We start from the raw sequence: 15644 nt of genomic DNA on the forward strand, positions 1-15644 counted from the left end.
GCGCCGCGCGCGTTTGCTGCGATCACTTGAGAAAAACGTAGATGTCCACCTCCACCTCAGCATCCTCGCCTTTGAAATCGGTGAGATACTCCTCGATGATCAGGTCTTTCGTGTCGAGCCCCTTCTCGTCGAGATAGGCGGCGATCGCCTCATAGGTGGCGTCGATTTCGTCATAAGCGCCACGATGCTGGAATTTCAGCGCCCTGCCGGCGGGCGACGCGCCGATCTCGACGCCGTCGGAGAGCTTGGGCTTGCCTTCCGGCGCGGCGGCGAGCGGCGCCATGGCCTCGAAGGAGAAGCCCGCGTCGTCGGTCTTGGTGAAGACGGCGATCGGCCGGCCGTTCACCGCCAGCCCGGCTCTGGCGACCGCGCCGTTGAGCTTCTTCAGCGCCTCGGAGACGGTCTTCGAGGCGTCCTCCCACTTGCCCTGCCCTTTCAGAACGGCGGCGGGGCGCGCGTCGACGGTCACCGTCTCGCTCATGACGGCGGCGGCCGGGCTTTCCGGCGCGGCGGGCTTCGCTTCCGTCTTCTCGTCTGGTTTGGCGGCCTGCGGGACGGCGGGCGCGCTCGCGGCGGGCCGGGACGGCGCCTCGTCGTCGATCTCGGCGGGCCGGAACATCCAGCGTTCGGCGAGGATCGCCGCCGTCGCGACGAGCAGCGTGAAAATCGCCAGCGCCCGCCAGTGCGTTCGCAGGGTGTCGATCAAGCCCGGTTCCTCGTCCATGCGTCGATGCGTCCTCTATCCGCGAATCGCCGCCCTCTTTTGCGCCGCAATTGCGACAGGCGTCGGGCGGCGCAAAAGTAGCGCTCAGGCGGCGGCGTCTCTATATACGAGCGCGTCAATGGAAAGACACATGGCCCATCCGCTCGCGAACCGTCCGATCCTGCGCATGAACGGCGCCGGCAATGAAATCCTGGTCCTCGATTTGCGCGGCCTCGATCACGTCGTCGCGCCGCAGGAGGCCCGCGCCATCGCCCGGGCGCCGGGGCTGCGCTTTGACCAGCTCATGGCCGTGCACGACCCGCGCGCGCCGGGCGACGACGCCTATCTGCGCATCTACAACGTCGACGGCTCGCGCTCCGGCGCCTGCGGCAACGGCACGCGCTGCGTCGCCTTTGCGCTCGCACGCGAGGGCAAGGCGCGCCTCTCCCTCGAAAGCGACGCCGGCCGGCTCGAAACCGTCCGCGAGGCGGAAACCCGCTTCACCGTGGACATGGGCCGCCCGAAGCTCGACTGGCGCGACATTCCGCTCGCGCGCGCGGCCGAAACGCGCGCCGTGGCGCTGGAGCCCGCCGTCGACGGGGCGCCCGCGCAGTTTTCGGCGGTGAGCATGGGCAATCCGCACGCCGTCTTTTTCGTCGCCGACGCCATGGCCGTTCCTCTCGAAACGCTGGGGCCGAAAATCGAAAGCCATCCGCTGTTTCCCGAGCGCGTCAACGTCTCCTTCGCGCAGGCGATCGCGCGGGACGATTTTCTTCTGCGCGTGTGGGAACGCGGCGCGGGCGCGACGAAAGCCTGCGGCTCCGCCGCCTGCGCAACCCTTGTCGCGGCGACGCGCGCGGGTTTCTCCGACCGGCGCGCGCGCCTGCGCCTGCCGGGCGGCGACCTGCATATCGCCTGGCGCGACGACGATCATGTGATGATGACGGGACCGGTCGAGTTCGAATTCGAAACGCGGCTCGCGCCCGAGCTTTTTGAAAGCGCCGAGGCGTGAACGCCGGGGAAAAGGTCGAGGTCGTCACCTTCGGCTGCCGGCTGAACCTGGTCGACAGCGAAGAGTTGGCGCGTAAAAACCACGGCGGCGGCGGCGAGACGATCATCGTAAACACCTGCGCCGTGACAGGCGAGGCGACGCGGCAGGCGCGGCAGGCCATCCGCCGTCTGCATCGCGAGCGGCCCGAAGCGCGCATTGTCGTCGCCGGCTGCGCGGCGCGCATCGACCCGCAAGGCTTCGCCGCCATGGACGGCGTGACGCAGGTTGTTTCGGAACAGCCGTCGAATCGCGCCCGCGCGGCGGAGGAAGGGACACGCGCCTTCCTCGCGGTGCAGAACGGCTGCGATCACGATTGCACCTTCTGCGTCATCCCCGCCGGCCGCGGCGCCTCGCGCTCGGTTGCGCCTCATGATGTCGTCTCGCAGGCGCGCCTTCTCGTTGCGCGCGGCAAGCAGGAGATCGTGCTCACCGGCGTCGATCTGACGAGCTACGACGCCGACGGACTGAAACTCGGCGGCCTCGTCCGGCTGTTGCTCCGGGAGCTTCCCGAGCTGGCGCGCCTGCGCCTCTCGTCCATCGACTGCGTCGAGGCCGACGACGATCTGCTGATCGCTTTCGCGGAGGAGGAACGCCTCTGTCCGCATCTGCATCTGTCCCTGCAGGCGGGCGACGATCTGATCCTCAAGCGCATGAAGCGGCGGCATTTGCGGGCCGACGCCATTCGCATCTGCGCGGCGTTGCGCGCGGCGCGGCCCGAGATCGTCTTCGGCGCCGACGTCATCGCGGGCTTTCCGACGGAGACGGAAGAGATGTTCGCGCGCACGCTGGCGCTCGTCGACGACTGCGGCCTCACCCATCTTCACGTCTTCCCCTTTTCGCCGCGGCCGGGAACGCCCGCCGCGCGTATGCCGCAGGTTCCGCGCGACATCGCCAGGGATCGCGCCGCGCGTCTGCGCGCGGCGGGAGAAGCGGCGCTCGCGCGGCACCTCGACGCACAGATGGGCAAGACGCTGCGCCTGCTGACCGAACGCGGGGGCTCCGCGCGCGCGATGGACTTCACGCTCGCGCGTGCGCCGGGCCTCGACGCCGGACAAATCATCGAGGCGCGCGTGACGGGACACGACGGACGCGCGCTGGAAGTCGCCTTGCGTCCGGCGCCTCAGCGCGCCCACATGGCGTCGAACGCCTCCTGAAATCGGGCGACGGCGGCGGCGCATCTCAGAGCGACGAGAGAATTGTCCTGCTTGCGCAAGCCCGAATGGGTGAAGTTGCCGGCGCCCTCGCGAACCAGTTCGCCATCGACCGCATAGGCCTTGAGATGCATGAACGGCTGCGGATCGCCCTTGTAGCGGATTTCGACATTCGGCTGCGCGGCAAGGCGATCATAGGCTTCCGCCAGACGCCGCGGCATGCGCGCGTCGCGTCCGTCGCGATAGAGACGAATCTTCACGCCGCGCTGCGCCGCCACGCTCAGCGCCTCGACGATGGGAACGCTCGTGAGCACATAGGCCGCCATGTCGATCGTGCGCGTCGCGCGGCCGATCAGTTCGACGTCGATTGCTTCGAGATCGACTCGCGGCGCGTAGGCGTGGCGCTCGATGACGCAAGGCTCCGCGCCCGCCGCCGGCGCAAGCGCGACGAATGCGAGAGCGAACGCCAGACGTTTTCGCGTCACTTGCCGCGATAGGCGATGCGATAGACCGCGCCGTTCTGGTCGTCCGTCACGAGCAGCGACCCGTCGGCGAGTTCCGCAACGCCTGCAGGCCGTCCCGCATAACCGCCGTCACCGAGGTTCCATCCTTCAGCGAATGGCGTCGACACGCCCCCTTCGCCGCCGGGGCCGAGCTTCGTGAACATCACGCGGGCGCCGACAGGAACCGTCCGGTTCCAGGAGCCGTGCTGCGCCGAGAAGATCCCGCCGCGAAATTCCTCGGGAAACATCTTGCCGCGGTAGAAGGTCATGCCGAGATCGGCGGCGTGGGCGACCTCCTCCACCTGGGGGAAGACGACGTCTTCCGGCGGCGTGCGCGCGGCGTATTCATGCGTGCGCACATGGCCGCCGCCATACCAGGGAAAACCGAAGTTGAGCCCGGGCCGGTCGGCGCGGTTGATCTCGCCGGGCGGAATGTCGTCGCCCATGTTGTCGACCTGATTGTCGGTGAACCACAAGCGGCCCTGATCGTCGAAATCCATGCCGACCGAATTGCGAATGCCTGTCGCGAAGACTTCACGGCCTGTGCCGTCTGGATTCATGCGAATGACGCCGCCGATCCCAGTCTCGGCGTAGAGCGTCGCCTTTTCCTTCGGCGCGACATTGTGCGGCTGGCCGAGCGAAATATAGAGCTTGCCGTCCGGCCCCACGATGCAAACGCGCGTCGTGTGGTTGCTGCTTTCCTCGGCGCGCGGAATGAGATCGCCCGCCTTGACGACGACCTGCGCCTTGGAGGCAGCGTCGCGCCACGTATTCTCAGCGTCGTCGAAACGCGTTACGCGGTTGCGTTCGACGAGAAACAGCGCGCCGTCCTTCGAGAGGCACACGCCGTGGGGCACGCTGAAGCCCATCGTCGGCGCGAAGGGCTCGACGGCGGCGGCCTCGTCGCCGCCCGGAATGATCACGGAAGGCCGCTGATCGCCCGCGCCGACGAAAATCGCCTTGCCCTGCGCGCCCACTGCGAGCGTGCGCGCGCCCGGGACCATTGCGTAGAGAGAAATCGTGAAGCCTTCCGGCAGTTTGATGCGCGAGAGAGTCGCCTCGATCTCCGCCTTGTCCGGCTGGCGGGCGGGCCGTGAGCGAACCATGTCGACGACGCCGAAGCCGGCCGCGAGAGCGGCGGCGAGAATGATGACGAGCCGAAAAAACTTGACGTTACGCATGAGCGAACCTGGGAAGGACGACGTTCCATTTAATATAGTTCGCGGCGGCGCAGCGGCAAACGCGGCCCTTTCCGCCGCGCGTCTCCCGCGCCGAAAAACTCGGGTCCGCGCGTTCGGGTCACGACGGTGCGCAGCCTTTTTCATGGCGAAAGAAAAGTCCGCGCCGGCGAGCGGGTCAGCTTCCGCCCACCCCGAAAACAGGCTATTCAGCGCGTCGTCCGCCGTCGGCGGCAATCGGGAACGGGTCATATGGGCTTTGAACTCACCGACGGCTGGGAAGTTCTCGAAATTATCTGGATCAACATCCTGCTTTCCGGCGACAACGCCATTCTGATCGCGCTCGCCTGCCGTCAACTTCCCGTCAAGCAAAGGCGCTGGGGCGTGTTTCTCGGCGCGCTGGGCGGCGTCGTCCTGCGCGTTCTGTTCACCCTGCTCATCGTGCAAATGATGGGCATCCCCTATCTCAAGGCGTTCGGGTCGCTCCTTCTCCTCATCGTCGCCGTCAAGCTGTTGATCGACGAGACCGAACCTTCCGACGTCAAGGCGCGACCCAATCTGATGGGCGCCGTGATGTCGATCATCATGGCGGACGCCGTGATGTCGCTCGACAATGTGCTGGCCATCGCGGCGGCGGCGCACGGCTCGACCGCGCTGATCGTTTTCGGACTCGCGCTCTCCGTCCCCATCGTCATGTTCGGAGCCGGTTTTCTGCTGCAGGTTCTGGAGCGGTTCCCTGTGCTGGTCTGGGCGGGCGCCGGGCTCCTCGGCTGGGTTGCGGGCGACATGGCGGCCGCCGACCCTGCAGTGCCGGAGCGCATTCACGGCGTCGACCACGGGTCGCTCGAGCGGACGCTGTCGATCGCGGGCGCGGCGATCGTGCTCGCCGTGGCCTTCGCGGTGCAGGTCTATCGCCAGTGGCGGGAAGACAAACGCGATCGAGAAAAGCGTGGAGAATAGCGACCGATCCAGCACCCCTTCGGCGTCGGTCGTCAGCCCCTCATCCCCTGCTTGGCGATCGGCTGCTGCGGATCGAGTTGCAGCGCGCGTTGGTAGGATTCCTGCGCCTTGGTCCGGTTGCCGTTCTTATCATAAGCAAGGCCCAGCCAGGCCCAGGCGATCGCGCTCTTGCTGTCGACGTTGAGGGCGGCGTTGAAGTCCTCAATCGCCTTGTCGTATTTGCCGAGCGCGACGAGGCTCTCGCCGCGCGCCTGATAGGGCGCCGCCGCGAAGGGATCGCGGTCGATGGCGTTGTCGAAGTCCGTCACGGCGCGGGCGTCGTCGCCGCGCTTCTGGTGAATGAGGCCGCGCGCGTGGAACGCCTGCGCGTTTTCGGGATTGAGCCGGATCGCCGTATCGAGATCGGAGAGCGCCTGATCGAGATGGCCTTGCGCCCGCAGCAGATTGGCGCGGCCGATGTAAGCCGGGGCGTGATTGGGGCTGACTTGGATGGCGCGATCGAAATCCGCGCGGGCGGCGTCGTTCTGTCCCGCCTGCCGATTCGCCAGGGCGCGATTGGTGTAAGCGGCGGCGTTGTTGGGATCGAGTTTGACCGCCTGCGAAAAATCGGCGATCGCTTCCTGGAAGCGGCCGATCCGCGCATAGGCCACGCCGCGGGTGTTGTAGGCTTCTGCGCTCGCGGGATTGCGGCGGATGACTTCCGACAGCGAATCGATATTGGCCGAGGCGGCCTTGGGGTCGGTGTCCGCAATCTCAGCAATGCCGCGCCCCGGCGGGCGTATGCCGCTCGCCGTCTCACAGCCCGCGAGGACCAACGCGACGAGCGCCGCGCCGCCCAGAAGAGGGATCCGCGAGGGGATGATAGACAAGCGCCGCGACGTCGCCAAAAGGCGGAAGCTCATGCCTGGCGTTCCTCTCGACCGACTCTTCTCGAAATAAAAGCTGGTTTTATGCCGAGGGGCTGGTCAGAACGCCCCTCGAAGAGCAGGAATACAGCAGGACGAAACTCAGCGGCCCGTCGACTTGGCCTTGACCGGGAGCAAGCCTTCGCGCTGCAGTTTCTTGCGCGCGAGTTTGCGGGCGCGGCGAACGGCTTCCGCCTTCTCGCGGGCGCGTTTCTCGGACGGCTTCTCGTAATGACCGCGCAGCTTCATTTCGCGGAAAATGCCCTCACGCTGCATCTTCTTCTTCAGCGCCTTCAGAGCCTGATCGACATTGTTGTCGCGAACGAGAACTTGCACGAAACCATCCTGCTTTCTGGCGGGCGGCTCGAAGGATCGTCGATCCGCCGAACCTGTCCGAATAGGGAATAGGTCGCCGGGCGCTGACGGAGCGCCTGACCCGCGAGCCGGGGAGATAGCAGAGTCGCGCGGCCCTGTCCATGCCTCCCGACGCCCGAAATCTCGCCAAACCGCGAAAGCGGACTCCGGCGCTTGTTCTTCCATCGAGTTATATTATAACGTGACTTATGAGCGACGCGACTTCCCGCTGCCATCGCCACGATCACGCCGGCGACGAGTCGCACGGCCATTTTCACGGCGGCGCCGCGCTCGTCCCGCCGTCCGCCGGCGACCGCCCGTCGCTGATTGAGACCTCCGCCGGTGCCCGGCTTCTGGCCGTTTCGATTTTGCTCGCCGCGCTCTGGGCCGGCGTCTACTGGGCGGTCCATTGAAACTGGAAGCTGCGCGCCACGCCGAGCCGCCGAGGCCGATCCGGCTCGTCAATCTGACGCTTGGCTACGACCGGCGCCCAGCCGTCCACCATCTGGAAGGCGAAATCGCGCCTGGCGACGCTTTGGCCGTCTGCGGACCCAATGGGGCCGGGAAATCGACGCTTCTCAAGGCGCTGGCGGGGCTCCTGCGGCCACTTGGCGGGCGCATCGAGGGCGCCGGCGCGCGGGACGTCGCCTATCTGCCGCAACTCGTCGAGGTCGACCGCAGTTTTCCCATCAACGTCCGCGACTTCGTCGCCATGGGCGCGATGTCGCGCGTCGGCCTTTTCGGACGCCTCGACGCCTCGGAGCGCCGGCGCGCATCGGCCGCGATCGCGCGCGTCGGACTCGCGGGGATGGAAGACCGCGCCATCGACACGCTCTCCGGCGGACAGATGCAGCGCGTACTCTTCGCGCGGCTCATCGTGCAGGACCGGCGCGTCATCCTGCTGGACGAACCCTTCGGCGCCATCGACGAAGCGACGACGGCCGATCTGCTGTCGCTCATTGCGCAATGGCGGGCGGAGGGCCGCACAGTGGTCGCGGTTCTGCACGAACTCGATCTCGCCCGGAAAGCCTTTCCGCGGACGCTGCTGCTCGCGCGCGAATGCATCGCCTGGGGGCCGACCGGCGACGCGCTCAGCGCCGAAAACCTCTCCCGCGCGCGCGCCATGTCCGAGGCCTACGACCGCGAGGCGCGCGAATGCCTGCGGGACGAAGAAACCGAACATGCTCGCTGACGTCTTCATCTCGCCTTTCGTCGACTATGAATTCATGCGCCGCGCCCTCGTGGGTTCCGTCGCGCTCGCGCTGTCGGGAGCGCCGCTCGGCGTCTTTCTCATCCTGCGGCGCATGTCGCTCGCGGGCGACGCGCTCTCCCATGCGGTGTTGCCGGGCGCGGCGATCGGCTATCTGGTCGCCGGACTGTCACTGCCGGCCATGACCTTCGGAGGCCTCGTCGCCGGACTCGTCGTCGCCGTCGCGACGAGCGCCGCGTCGCGCTTCACCACGCTGCGGGAAGACGCCTCGCTGGCCGCCTTCTATCTCGTTTCGCTCGCGCTCGGCGTCACGCTCGTGTCGCTGCGCGGCTCCAGCGTCGACCTGCTGCATGTGCTGTTCGGCTCCGTTTTCGGGTTGGACGACGCGGCGCTTTACATGCTCGCGGGGGTTTCAACGCTCACCCTCGCCGTCCTCGCCGTGTTTTACCGCGCGCTGGCGATGGACACGCTCGATCCCCTCTTCCTGCGCCAGACCAGCGCGCTCGGCGAGGCGATTCCCTACCTTTTTCTGTGCCTCGTCGTGCTCAATCTCGTCGCCGGATTCCAGGCGCTCGGCACGCTGATGGCCGTGGGGCTCATCATGCTGCCCGCCGCCGCCGCGCGGCTCTGGACGCATGATCTCGGCGCCGCCCTGCCGCTCTCGGCGGGCGTCGCCATCGTCTGCGCCTATGTCGGTCTTGTTTTCTCGAACGAAACCGGGGCGCCGACGGGGCCGGCGATCATTCTGGCCGCCGGGCTCGTGTATTTCGCCTCCCTCATATTCGGCCGCGCCGGCGGCGTTCTGCGCCTAAAACGGCCGCGCCGTCATCTCGAAGGGTGAGTTTCATGCCGACACGCAGACATTTTCTGGCGTTTCTCGGGGCCGCGCTCGCCGCGCCCGCCGCTGCGCAGAACGGGAAGCTTCCCGTCGTCGCAAGCTTTTCCATAATCGGCGATTTTGTTCAGGAAGTCGGCGCCGACCGCGTCGCTTTGTCGACCATCGTGGGGCCGGACGGGGATGCGCATGTCTATCAGCCGACGCCCGCCGACGGCCGGAGTATTGCGCAGGCGAAGCTCATTTTCGTCAACGGCCTCGGCTTCGAGGGCTGGCTCGAGCGCCTCGTCCGGGCGTCGAAGAGCAAGGGAACCGTCGTCACGCTGGGCAAGGGCGTCGCGGCGCGCGCGGGCGAGGAAGGCTCGGACCCGCACGCCTGGCAGGACGTCGCCAACGCCAAGATTTACGTCAAGGAAATCCGGGACGCGCTGATCGCCGCGGACCCTCTGGGCTCGGAAAGCTACAACGCCCGCGCCAACGCCTATCTCGCGAGGCTCGACGAGCTCGACGCGGAGATCGTCAAGACCCTCGGCGCGATCCCCAAAGAACGCCGCCGCGTCGTCTCCACCCATGACGCCTTCGGCTATTTCTCGGCCCGCTACGGCGTGGAGTTCATCGCCCCGCAGGGCGTCTCAACCGAGGCCGAAGCGAGCGCCCGGGACATCGCCCGCATCATCGATTCCGTGAAACAGCACAAGGTCGCCGCGGTGTTTCTGGAAAATATCTCCGATCCGCGCCTCGCCACGCGCATTGCGGCCGAGACGGGCGCGCGCGTCGGCGGGACGCTGTTTTCCGACGCCCTGTCGTCGCCCGGCGAAGGCGGCGCGAATTATATCGACATGATGCGCCACAATGTTGGAGAATTGGCCAAAGCTCTGGCGCCGTGAGCGCTATCGGAGAGAGATTGTGACCGACAAAATTCCCGTGACCATCATCACCGGCTATCTCGGCGCCGGAAAGACGACGCTCCTCAACCGCATCCTGACCGAACAGCACGGCCGCCGCTACGCCGTGATCGTGAATGAATTCGGCGAGATCGGCATCGACAACGACCTCGTCGTGGGTGCGGACGAGGAAGTTTTCGAGATGAACAACGGCTGCATCTGCTGCACCGTGCGCGGCGATCTCATCCGCATTATCGAAGGGCTGATGCGCCGGCGCGGCAAGTTCGACGCCATCATCGTCGAGACGACGGGCCTCGCCGATCCGGCGCCCGTCGCGCAAACCTTCTTCGTCGACGCGGACGTGAAGGACGCGGCGACGCTCGACGCCATCGTGACCGTCGCCGACGCCAAATGGCTGAGCGACCGCCTGAAGGACGCGCCGGAGGCCAAGACCCAGATCGCCTTCGCAGACGTGGTCATCCTCAACAAAACCGATCTGGCGACGCCGGACGAACTCGAGGAAGTCGAAGCGCGCATTCGCGGCATCAACCCCTACGCCACGCTGCATCGCGCCGTGAAGGCGAATGTGCCGCTCGACGCCGTGCTGGCGCGCAACGCCTTCGATCTGGACCGCATTCTCGAGATGGAGCCGGATTTCCTGACGGTCGAGGAACATGATCACGACCATCATGGCCATGCGCATCAAGACCATGACCACGACTGCGGCCCCGGCTGCGACAATCCGGAGCATCGCCATCACGAACATGCGCATGATCATCATGAATGCGGACCGGAATGCGGGCACGATCATCACCACCATGATCGCCACGACCATGACGGCCACGGCCATCTCAAGGCCATCCACGATGCGGAGATGCAGTCGATCTCGCTGCGTCATCCGGGCGAAGTAGACCCTGAGCGTTTCGTGCCCTGGCTGAACGAGCTCGTTCAGAAGGAAGGACCGGACATTCTGCGCTGCAAGGGCATCGTCGCCTTCAAGAACGAGCCGCGCCGCTTCGTCTTCCAGGGCGTTCACATGATTCTGGACGGCGATCTCCAGCGGGAGTGGAAAGAGGGCGAGAAGCGCGAATCCCGTCTCGTCTTCATCGGCCGCAAGCTGAAAGAGGACATGATCCGCCAAGGCTTCGATCAGGTCGTCAGCTGAGGCGGCCCGCTCGCAGCAGCGATCCGCGAGGCGCGCTCACTCGTAGCAGACGATTTCCCGCTCGCCGGCGAAGACGTCCGCCATGCGGCGCCCGTCGCCGGTCTTTCGGCGCGCGAGGAACTGGGGGCGGCGCTGGCGCACGGCGGCGTTGCCGCGGCGCGGCGCGGCGGCCTCGCCGGCGCCGGCCCGAACGAGCTGGCCGTCCGTCACCGTCAGGCGGGGCAGACCGAACCACGATGCCCAGAATTTCCAGTCGGCGAGCGCCTCGGCGCTGTCCTGCGTCCGGCCGAGGACCACTTCGAGATCGCGGTCGCGGTGGTCGAGCGACAGGCGATAGAGCGGCGCGCCGTCGGCGCCCTCGCGCACGTCGAGCACGACGCCGCGATAGGCGGAGACCGGAACCGCGATCGTCATCTCCATGCCGCCGAAGCGGCGCATGATGACGATCTTGCCGGGCGTGACGCGCACGCGGCGCGCGCCGCCGTCGGCGCGCCAGTCGCGCTGAACGAGAAGGGCTTCCTCGGTCTTGCGCGCATTGCCGGCTTCGAACATGGGCCCCTCCAGGGTTGAACTCTCTTGCTGGCGCGACTCTGCGCGAGGGGCGACGCCCATGTCGCTAACAAGGGTGGTAAATACGACATAAACCATTGCTTTAAAGGTCAAAAACGCCTTCCACGGTGAAGCCGGGCAAAACAGGATTGTTCAAATTGTCGGCAATTCGCTTTTTCGACCGTCTTGCGGGCGGGCGACGCCTCCCCTACTGGTTTCCGTGATGCCCCTCAGCCTGTCCGAACGATCCGATTTCCTCTCGCGCCTCGAAGCCGTCGCGCGCGAGGCAGGTGAAATCGCCCTCTCCTACTTCCGTCCCGGCCAGTGCACGGCCGCAGCCGTCTCCTACAAGGGCGGGGGCTCGCCCGTGACCGAGGCGGACTTCGCCGTGGACCGCTTCGTCTTCGAGGAAATGCGGCGGCTCGCGCCCGCCGCCGGCTGGCTCTCGGAGGAGACCGCCGACACGGACGACCGCCTCTCGCGCGACGCCCTCGTCGTCGTCGACCCGATCGACGGCACCCACGCCTTCACCCGCGGCGACGACCGCTGGGCCGTGTCGATCGCGCTGGTCGAGAGCGGGCGGCCGACCGTCGGCGTCATTCACGCGCCGGCGCGCGACGAAACCTTCACCGGCGCGCTCGGACAGGGCGCCTTTCTCAACGGCCAGCGCCTCGAGGCCCACGCCCGCTCCGGCATTGCGGGCGCCATGGTGGTCGCGCCGCGCCCGCTCCACGCCCACATCGGCCAGTTGCCGCAAAATCTGGTGCTCGCGCCCCGCATGCCGTCGCTCGCGCTGCGCCTCGTCGACATCGCCGCCGGGCGTTACGACCTCGTGATCTCCTCGCCCAACGCCCGCGACTGGGACATCGCCGCGGCCGACGTCATTCTGGATGAATCCGGGGCCGCGCTCGCCGAGGTGGACGACGGGCCGCTGGTCTATAATCGCACCTCTTCCAGGCGCGGCATGCTCGTCGCCGCGCCGAAAGCGCTTCTCGACGAGACAATTGAAATAGCCCGCACCGTTTCGAAAGGAATCAGCTGGTCATGACGAAGCAGGCGACGCCCGCAAGGAAGGAAAAGCAGCTCCTCCACCTCGTTTTCGGCGGCGAACTCGAGTCGCTCGACGGGGTGACCTTCCGCGACCCGACGAAGCTCGACATCGTGGGCATTTATCCCGACAACGACAGCGCCCTCGCCGCCTGGAAAGCGAAGGCTCAGGCGACGGTGGACAATGCGCACATGCGCTATTTCGTCGTGCACCTCCATCGCCTCCTCGACCCCGACCACGACGCCTTGTGAGTCCTGGCGCTTTCCAAAAATCGCCGGGTTTCGGAAGAATAAGCATGTATTGCTGCGGGCGCGGCGGGAGCGCGTTCGCCGGGTGTGGCGCCGCCTTGGGGCAGAAGAGCGGCTGCGTTCAAAAGATCAAGGAAACATGCCGCTTTTGAAGCTCTACCGGCTGGCGACGACCGTCGCGACCCCCTTCGCGGGCGCCATGCTGAACTGGCGTGCGTCGCAGGGCAAGGAAGACCTGTCACGACTGGACGAGAGACTGGGGATCGCCTCGCGCGCGCGCCCCGAGGGACGGCTCGTCTGGCTCCATGGCGCAAGCCTCGGAGAAAGCGTCTCGCTGCTGCCGCTGATCGAGCGATTCATCCGCCGCGGCGCCGAGGTGCTGGTGACGAGCGGGACGGTCTCCTCTGCGCGCGTGCTGGCGCCGCGCCTGCCGGCGGGGTCGTTCCATCAATATGCGCCGCTCGACGCGCCGAAATTCGTCGAGCGATTTCTCGATCACTGGCGGCCGGACATCGCGATCTTCGCGGAATCCGAGCTGTGGCCCAATATGGTCGCCGCCGTGCGCGCGCGCGGCATGCCGCTCGTGCTCGCCAATGCGCGGATTTCGCGAAAGTCCGCGGAGCGCTGGGGCAGCCTGCCCGGCGCGGCGCGGACGGTCTTTGGCGCCATCGACCTCTGCCTCGCGCAGGACTCGGACAACGCCGCCCGCTTTCTGGCGCTCGGCGCGCCCTGCGTGCGCGTCGCCGGCAATCTGAAATATGACGTGCCGCCGCCGCCGGTCGACGCCGCGCGGCTCGCGGAATTCAACGGCGCGGTCGGCGCGCGGCCGATCTGGGCCGCCGTCTCGACGCACGCGGGCGAGGAAGAGATCGTGCTCGACGCGCACGCCGAACTCGCCAAACAGATCCCCGGCCTTCTCACCATCATTGCGCCGCGTCATCGCGAGCGCGGCGCGGACATCGCCGAGCTGGCCCGCGCCCGCGGCTTTTCCGCGGCGCTGCGCACGCGCGATGGCGAGCCCGGACGGGATGCGGAAATCTACGTCGCCGACACCATCGGCGAACTGGGACTTTTTTTCCGCGGCTCCGGCATCGTCTTCATGGGCAAGTCGCTCATCCCCGGCGGCGGGCAAAATCCCATCGAACCCGCCAAACTGGGCTGCGCCGTCCTCTACGGCCCCCATATCGACAATTTCAATGAGGTTTACAACGAGCTCGCGGCGGCCAAAGCGGCCGCCCGCGTGACGGACGCCGCATCGCTGGCGCGGGCCGTGCGCTACCTTCTGTCCGAGCCTGCGCGCATGCGGCGCATGGGGCGCGCTGGCGCCGAAGCCGTCGACAGGCTTGGCGGCGCCTCGCGCGGCATCATGACGGCGGTGGAGCCCTTTCTGGCGCAAATCGCCATTGCGGAGCGTTAAGGATTGCCGCGCGCGCCCGCGTTCTGGCGCGCGGACGGCGTTGCGTCCCGGCTGCTGGCGCCGCTCGGCGCGCTTTATGGCGCGTTCGCGCGACAAAGGCTGTCGGCGCAGGGCCTGCGCGCCGACCTTCCGACGATCGTCGTCGGCGGCCTGACGGCGGGCGGCGACGGCAAGACGCCGCTCGTTATCTCGCTTGCCGGCATGCTGACCGCGCGCGGCGAGCGCCCCGCCCTGCTGACCCGCGGCTTTGGGAAACGCGGCGGCCGCGCCGCGCCCTTTGTATTCGACCCCATGCGCGACGACGCGGCGACCGCCGGCGACGAGGCCGTTCTGCTCGCGCGCCACGGGCTCACGGTCGTCGGCGCCGACCGCGCTGCCGGCGCGGCGCTGGCGCGGGACGAGGGCGCAAGCCTCCTCATTCTCGATGACGGTTTTCACAGCCGGCGCCTCGCGGGCGATCTGGCGTTTCTCGTCGTCGACTCGGATTTCGGGGCCGGCGCCGGCCGCTGCCTTCCGGCGGGTCCGTTGCGCGCGCCGCTCGACGCCCAGTTCGCGGCCGCCGACGCGCTGATCGTCGTTGGCGACGGCGCGCCGGGCAAGGCCCTCGCGCTGCGGGCGGGCAAGCCCGTCTTCGAGGCGCGGCTCGCGCCGGACGCCGACGCGGCCCGCGCCTTGGCGGGCGCACGCGTCGTCGCCTTCGCCGGGATCGGCCGGCCGGACAAGTTCTTCCGCACGTTACGCGACATCGGCGCCGACGCCGTCGCGACGAAGAGCTTTCCGGATCATCATCGCTTCGGCGCGCGCGACATTGCGGAGTTGACGGCGCTTGGCCGCCGCTACGGCGCGCGACTCGTCACGACCGAGAAGGACGCCGCGCGCTTGAGCGCGAGCGGCCTCGACGCGACGGCCGTGCCGGTCGCCCTCCAATTCCGCGACCGCGACGGCGTCGCGGCGACGCTGGCCGCCACGCTGGCGCGGGCTCGGCTCAGTCGGGCTTCTTGAGGCCGAGCTTCATCAGCTTGGCGTGCGGCCCGCTGTAGGGCTCCTGCAAATCGACGTTCCAGTAGCGCAGGTCTTCGAGCGGGATCGGCTCGCCGGTCACCGCGCAACGGACATACGCGCCGGGTTTGCGAACGCGATATTCGCCGTCGAGATATTCAATCTCGGCCTCTCCGGCCGGCTGCGGAGTGCGTTCGTAGCGGTTCATGCGAAATCTTCTGTTGAAGCGCCGCGTGAGCGGCTGTCCGGTAAGACGCCGAAACGTCGCAATGATTGACCTCATGGGCGATGCGCCTCCGGCCCCGCGGACCGTTTCGTAACCTTCATACAACTCCCCGGCCGTCGACGGAAGGCCATTGCGCGCGGGAAACGGCCCCGTCTTGTTCTCGTCGCCATTCCCGCTTAACATTTGATTCGAGTGCCGATTTTGATTCGTCGAGTCAGCGATCGCGAACGCTGTCAAGTTCGCGCTTTCGAGGGATCA

The 15644-nt window shown here is 67.4% G+C and carries 18 protein-coding genes and 1 pseudogene; 12 read left to right on the forward strand and 7 right to left on the reverse strand.

From position 1 onward, the window contains the following. Positions 1 to 22: 22 nt before the first annotated feature. Complete coding sequence (locus ACV959_RS13525; protein ID WP_475737103.1) at positions 23 to 706, reverse strand: GyrI-like domain-containing protein; 684 nt, start codon at positions 704 to 706, stop codon at positions 23 to 25. A 148-nt stretch (positions 707 to 854) separates the two neighbouring features. Here ACV959_RS13525 and dapF point away from each other — a divergent pair, with 148 nt between their 5' ends. Together dapF and ACV959_RS13535 are read left to right on the forward strand one after the other, a co-directional pair. Beyond that, positions 855 to 1715, forward strand: a complete 861-nt coding sequence (gene dapF / locus ACV959_RS13530; protein WP_475739669.1) for a diaminopimelate epimerase — start codon at positions 855 to 857, stop codon at positions 1713 to 1715. After that, positions 1712 to 2908 (forward strand): MiaB/RimO family radical SAM methylthiotransferase, encoded by a 1197-nt coding sequence (locus ACV959_RS13535; protein ID WP_475737104.1) that lies wholly within the window; start codon positions 1712 to 1714, stop codon positions 2906 to 2908. Before dapF ends, ACV959_RS13535 begins: the two co-directional genes overlap by 4 nt. Here the strand turns inward: ACV959_RS13535 and ACV959_RS13540 are convergent. Next, positions 2875 to 3390 (reverse strand): phospholipase D-like domain-containing protein, encoded by a 516-nt coding sequence (locus ACV959_RS13540; RefSeq protein ID WP_475737105.1) that lies wholly within the window; start codon positions 3388 to 3390, stop codon positions 2875 to 2877. The genes ACV959_RS13535 and ACV959_RS13540 overlap by 34 nt on opposite strands. Beyond that, positions 3387 to 4514, reverse strand: coding sequence for a PQQ-dependent sugar dehydrogenase (locus tag ACV959_RS13545; protein ID WP_475739670.1), 1128 nt, complete (start codon positions 4512 to 4514; stop codon positions 3387 to 3389). The genes ACV959_RS13540 and ACV959_RS13545 overlap by 4 nt, the downstream gene beginning before the upstream one ends. Before the next feature lie 324 nt (positions 4515 to 4838). On the opposite strand from ACV959_RS13545, the gene ACV959_RS13550 reads away from it, so the two are divergent. Next, positions 4839 to 5546: a TerC family protein gene (locus ACV959_RS13550; RefSeq protein WP_475737106.1), complete on the forward strand. Its 708-nt coding sequence runs from the start codon at positions 4839 to 4841 to the stop codon at positions 5544 to 5546. Between the two features lie 32 nt (positions 5547 to 5578). Here ACV959_RS13550 and ACV959_RS13555 read toward each other — a convergent pair whose 3' ends face one another. Together ACV959_RS13555 and rpsU are read right to left on the reverse strand one after the other, a co-directional pair. Then, positions 5579 to 6448: a tetratricopeptide repeat protein gene (locus tag ACV959_RS13555; RefSeq protein WP_475737107.1), complete on the reverse strand. Its 870-nt coding sequence runs from the start codon at positions 6446 to 6448 to the stop codon at positions 5579 to 5581. 120 nt (positions 6449 to 6568) lie between these two features. Then, positions 6569 to 6787, reverse strand: a pseudogene (gene rpsU, locus ACV959_RS13560) (30S ribosomal protein S21); the annotation flags it as partial. Between the two features lie 227 nt (positions 6788 to 7014). Between rpsU and ACV959_RS13565 the strand changes: the two are divergent. Genes ACV959_RS13565 through ACV959_RS13585 form a run of 5 tightly spaced genes read left to right on the forward strand, consistent with a single transcriptional unit; the run spans position 7015 to position 10899 of the window. Beyond that, positions 7015 to 7218 carry a hypothetical protein gene (locus ACV959_RS13565; protein WP_475737108.1) on the forward strand — a complete coding sequence of 68 codons (204 nt, stop codon included), beginning with the start codon at positions 7015 to 7017 and terminating at the stop codon, positions 7216 to 7218. Continuing rightward, positions 7215 to 7997 carry a metal ABC transporter ATP-binding protein gene (locus ACV959_RS13570; RefSeq protein ID WP_475737109.1) on the forward strand — a complete coding sequence of 261 codons (783 nt, stop codon included), beginning with the start codon at positions 7215 to 7217 and terminating at the stop codon, positions 7995 to 7997. The genes ACV959_RS13565 and ACV959_RS13570 overlap by 4 nt, the downstream gene beginning before the upstream one ends. Beyond that, positions 7987 to 8856 carry a metal ABC transporter permease gene (locus ACV959_RS13575; RefSeq protein WP_475737110.1) on the forward strand — a complete coding sequence of 290 codons (870 nt, stop codon included), beginning with the start codon at positions 7987 to 7989 and terminating at the stop codon, positions 8854 to 8856. The genes ACV959_RS13570 and ACV959_RS13575 overlap by 11 nt, the downstream gene beginning before the upstream one ends. Before the next feature lie 5 nt (positions 8857 to 8861). Further along, entirely contained in the window at positions 8862 to 9737 is an 876-nt protein-coding gene (locus ACV959_RS13580; protein ID WP_475737111.1) for a metal ABC transporter substrate-binding protein, read from the forward strand. A gap of 19 nt (positions 9738 to 9756) precedes the next feature. Beyond that, positions 9757 to 10899 carry a CobW family GTP-binding protein gene (locus tag ACV959_RS13585; protein ID WP_475737112.1) on the forward strand — a complete coding sequence of 381 codons (1143 nt, stop codon included), beginning with the start codon at positions 9757 to 9759 and terminating at the stop codon, positions 10897 to 10899. A gap of 36 nt (positions 10900 to 10935) precedes the next feature. Here the strand turns inward: ACV959_RS13585 and ACV959_RS13590 are convergent, their stop codons facing one another. After that, complete coding sequence (locus ACV959_RS13590) at positions 10936 to 11451, reverse strand: DUF6101 family protein (RefSeq protein ID WP_475737113.1); 516 nt, start codon at positions 11449 to 11451, stop codon at positions 10936 to 10938. 220 nt (positions 11452 to 11671) lie between these two features. Between ACV959_RS13590 and ACV959_RS13595 the strand changes: the two genes are divergently transcribed. The 4 genes from ACV959_RS13595 to lpxK all read left to right on the forward strand — a co-directional run bounded on the left by ACV959_RS13595 (position 11672) and on the right by lpxK (position 15163). Then, positions 11672 to 12496, forward strand: coding sequence for an inositol monophosphatase family protein (locus ACV959_RS13595; RefSeq protein ID WP_475737114.1), 825 nt, complete (start codon positions 11672 to 11674; stop codon positions 12494 to 12496). After that, positions 12493 to 12747, forward strand: a complete 255-nt coding sequence (locus ACV959_RS13600) for a DUF4170 domain-containing protein (RefSeq protein ID WP_475737115.1) — start codon at positions 12493 to 12495, stop codon at positions 12745 to 12747. Before ACV959_RS13595 ends, ACV959_RS13600 begins: the two co-directional genes overlap by 4 nt. Before the next feature lie 136 nt (positions 12748 to 12883). After that, entirely contained in the window at positions 12884 to 14161 is a 1278-nt protein-coding gene (locus ACV959_RS13605) for a 3-deoxy-D-manno-octulosonic acid transferase (protein WP_475737116.1), read from the forward strand. 3 nt (positions 14162 to 14164) lie between these two features. Further along, a complete protein-coding gene (gene lpxK, locus ACV959_RS13610; protein WP_475737117.1) occupies positions 14165 to 15163 on the forward strand; it encodes a tetraacyldisaccharide 4'-kinase in 999 nt (332 codons plus the stop codon). On the opposite strand, the gene ACV959_RS13615 is transcribed toward lpxK, so the two are convergent. Continuing rightward, a complete protein-coding gene (locus tag ACV959_RS13615) occupies positions 15147 to 15368 on the reverse strand; it encodes a DUF2093 domain-containing protein (RefSeq protein ID WP_475737118.1) in 222 nt (73 codons plus the stop codon). The genes lpxK and ACV959_RS13615 overlap by 17 nt on opposite strands. Between the last annotated feature and the right edge of the window lie 276 nt (positions 15369 to 15644).

The sequence above is a fragment of the Methylocystis sp. Se48 genome, from assembly GCF_056269425.1.

Excerpts from the sequence above, each read along its gene's own strand:
- dapF (WP_475739669.1), top strand. The coding sequence starts at position 855 with ATGGCCCATCCGCTCGCGAACCGTCCGATCCTGCGCATGAACGGCGCC.
- ACV959_RS13545 (WP_475739670.1), bottom strand. The coding sequence starts at position 4,514 with ATGGTTCGCTCACGGCCCGCCCGCCAGCCGGACAAGGCGGAGATCGAG.
- ACV959_RS13550 (WP_475737106.1), top strand. The coding sequence starts at position 4,839 with ATGGGCTTTGAACTCACCGACGGCTGGGAAGTTCTCGAAATTATCTGG.
- ACV959_RS13555 (WP_475737107.1), bottom strand. The coding sequence starts at position 6,448 with ATGAGCTTCCGCCTTTTGGCGACGTCGCGGCGCTTGTCTATCATCCCC.
- ACV959_RS13565 (WP_475737108.1), top strand. The coding sequence starts at position 7,015 with ATGAGCGACGCGACTTCCCGCTGCCATCGCCACGATCACGCCGGCGAC.
- ACV959_RS13575 (WP_475737110.1), top strand. The coding sequence starts at position 7,987 with ATGCTCGCTGACGTCTTCATCTCGCCTTTCGTCGACTATGAATTCATG.
- ACV959_RS13580 (WP_475737111.1), top strand. The coding sequence starts at position 8,862 with ATGCCGACACGCAGACATTTTCTGGCGTTTCTCGGGGCCGCGCTCGCC.
- ACV959_RS13590 (WP_475737113.1), bottom strand. The coding sequence starts at position 11,451 with ATGTTCGAAGCCGGCAATGCGCGCAAGACCGAGGAAGCCCTTCTCGTT.
- ACV959_RS13595 (WP_475737114.1), top strand. The coding sequence starts at position 11,672 with ATGCCCCTCAGCCTGTCCGAACGATCCGATTTCCTCTCGCGCCTCGAA.
- ACV959_RS13600 (WP_475737115.1), top strand. The coding sequence starts at position 12,493 with ATGACGAAGCAGGCGACGCCCGCAAGGAAGGAAAAGCAGCTCCTCCAC.
- ACV959_RS13605 (WP_475737116.1), top strand. The coding sequence starts at position 12,884 with ATGCCGCTTTTGAAGCTCTACCGGCTGGCGACGACCGTCGCGACCCCC.
- ACV959_RS13615 (WP_475737118.1), bottom strand. The coding sequence starts at position 15,368 with ATGAACCGCTACGAACGCACTCCGCAGCCGGCCGGAGAGGCCGAGATT.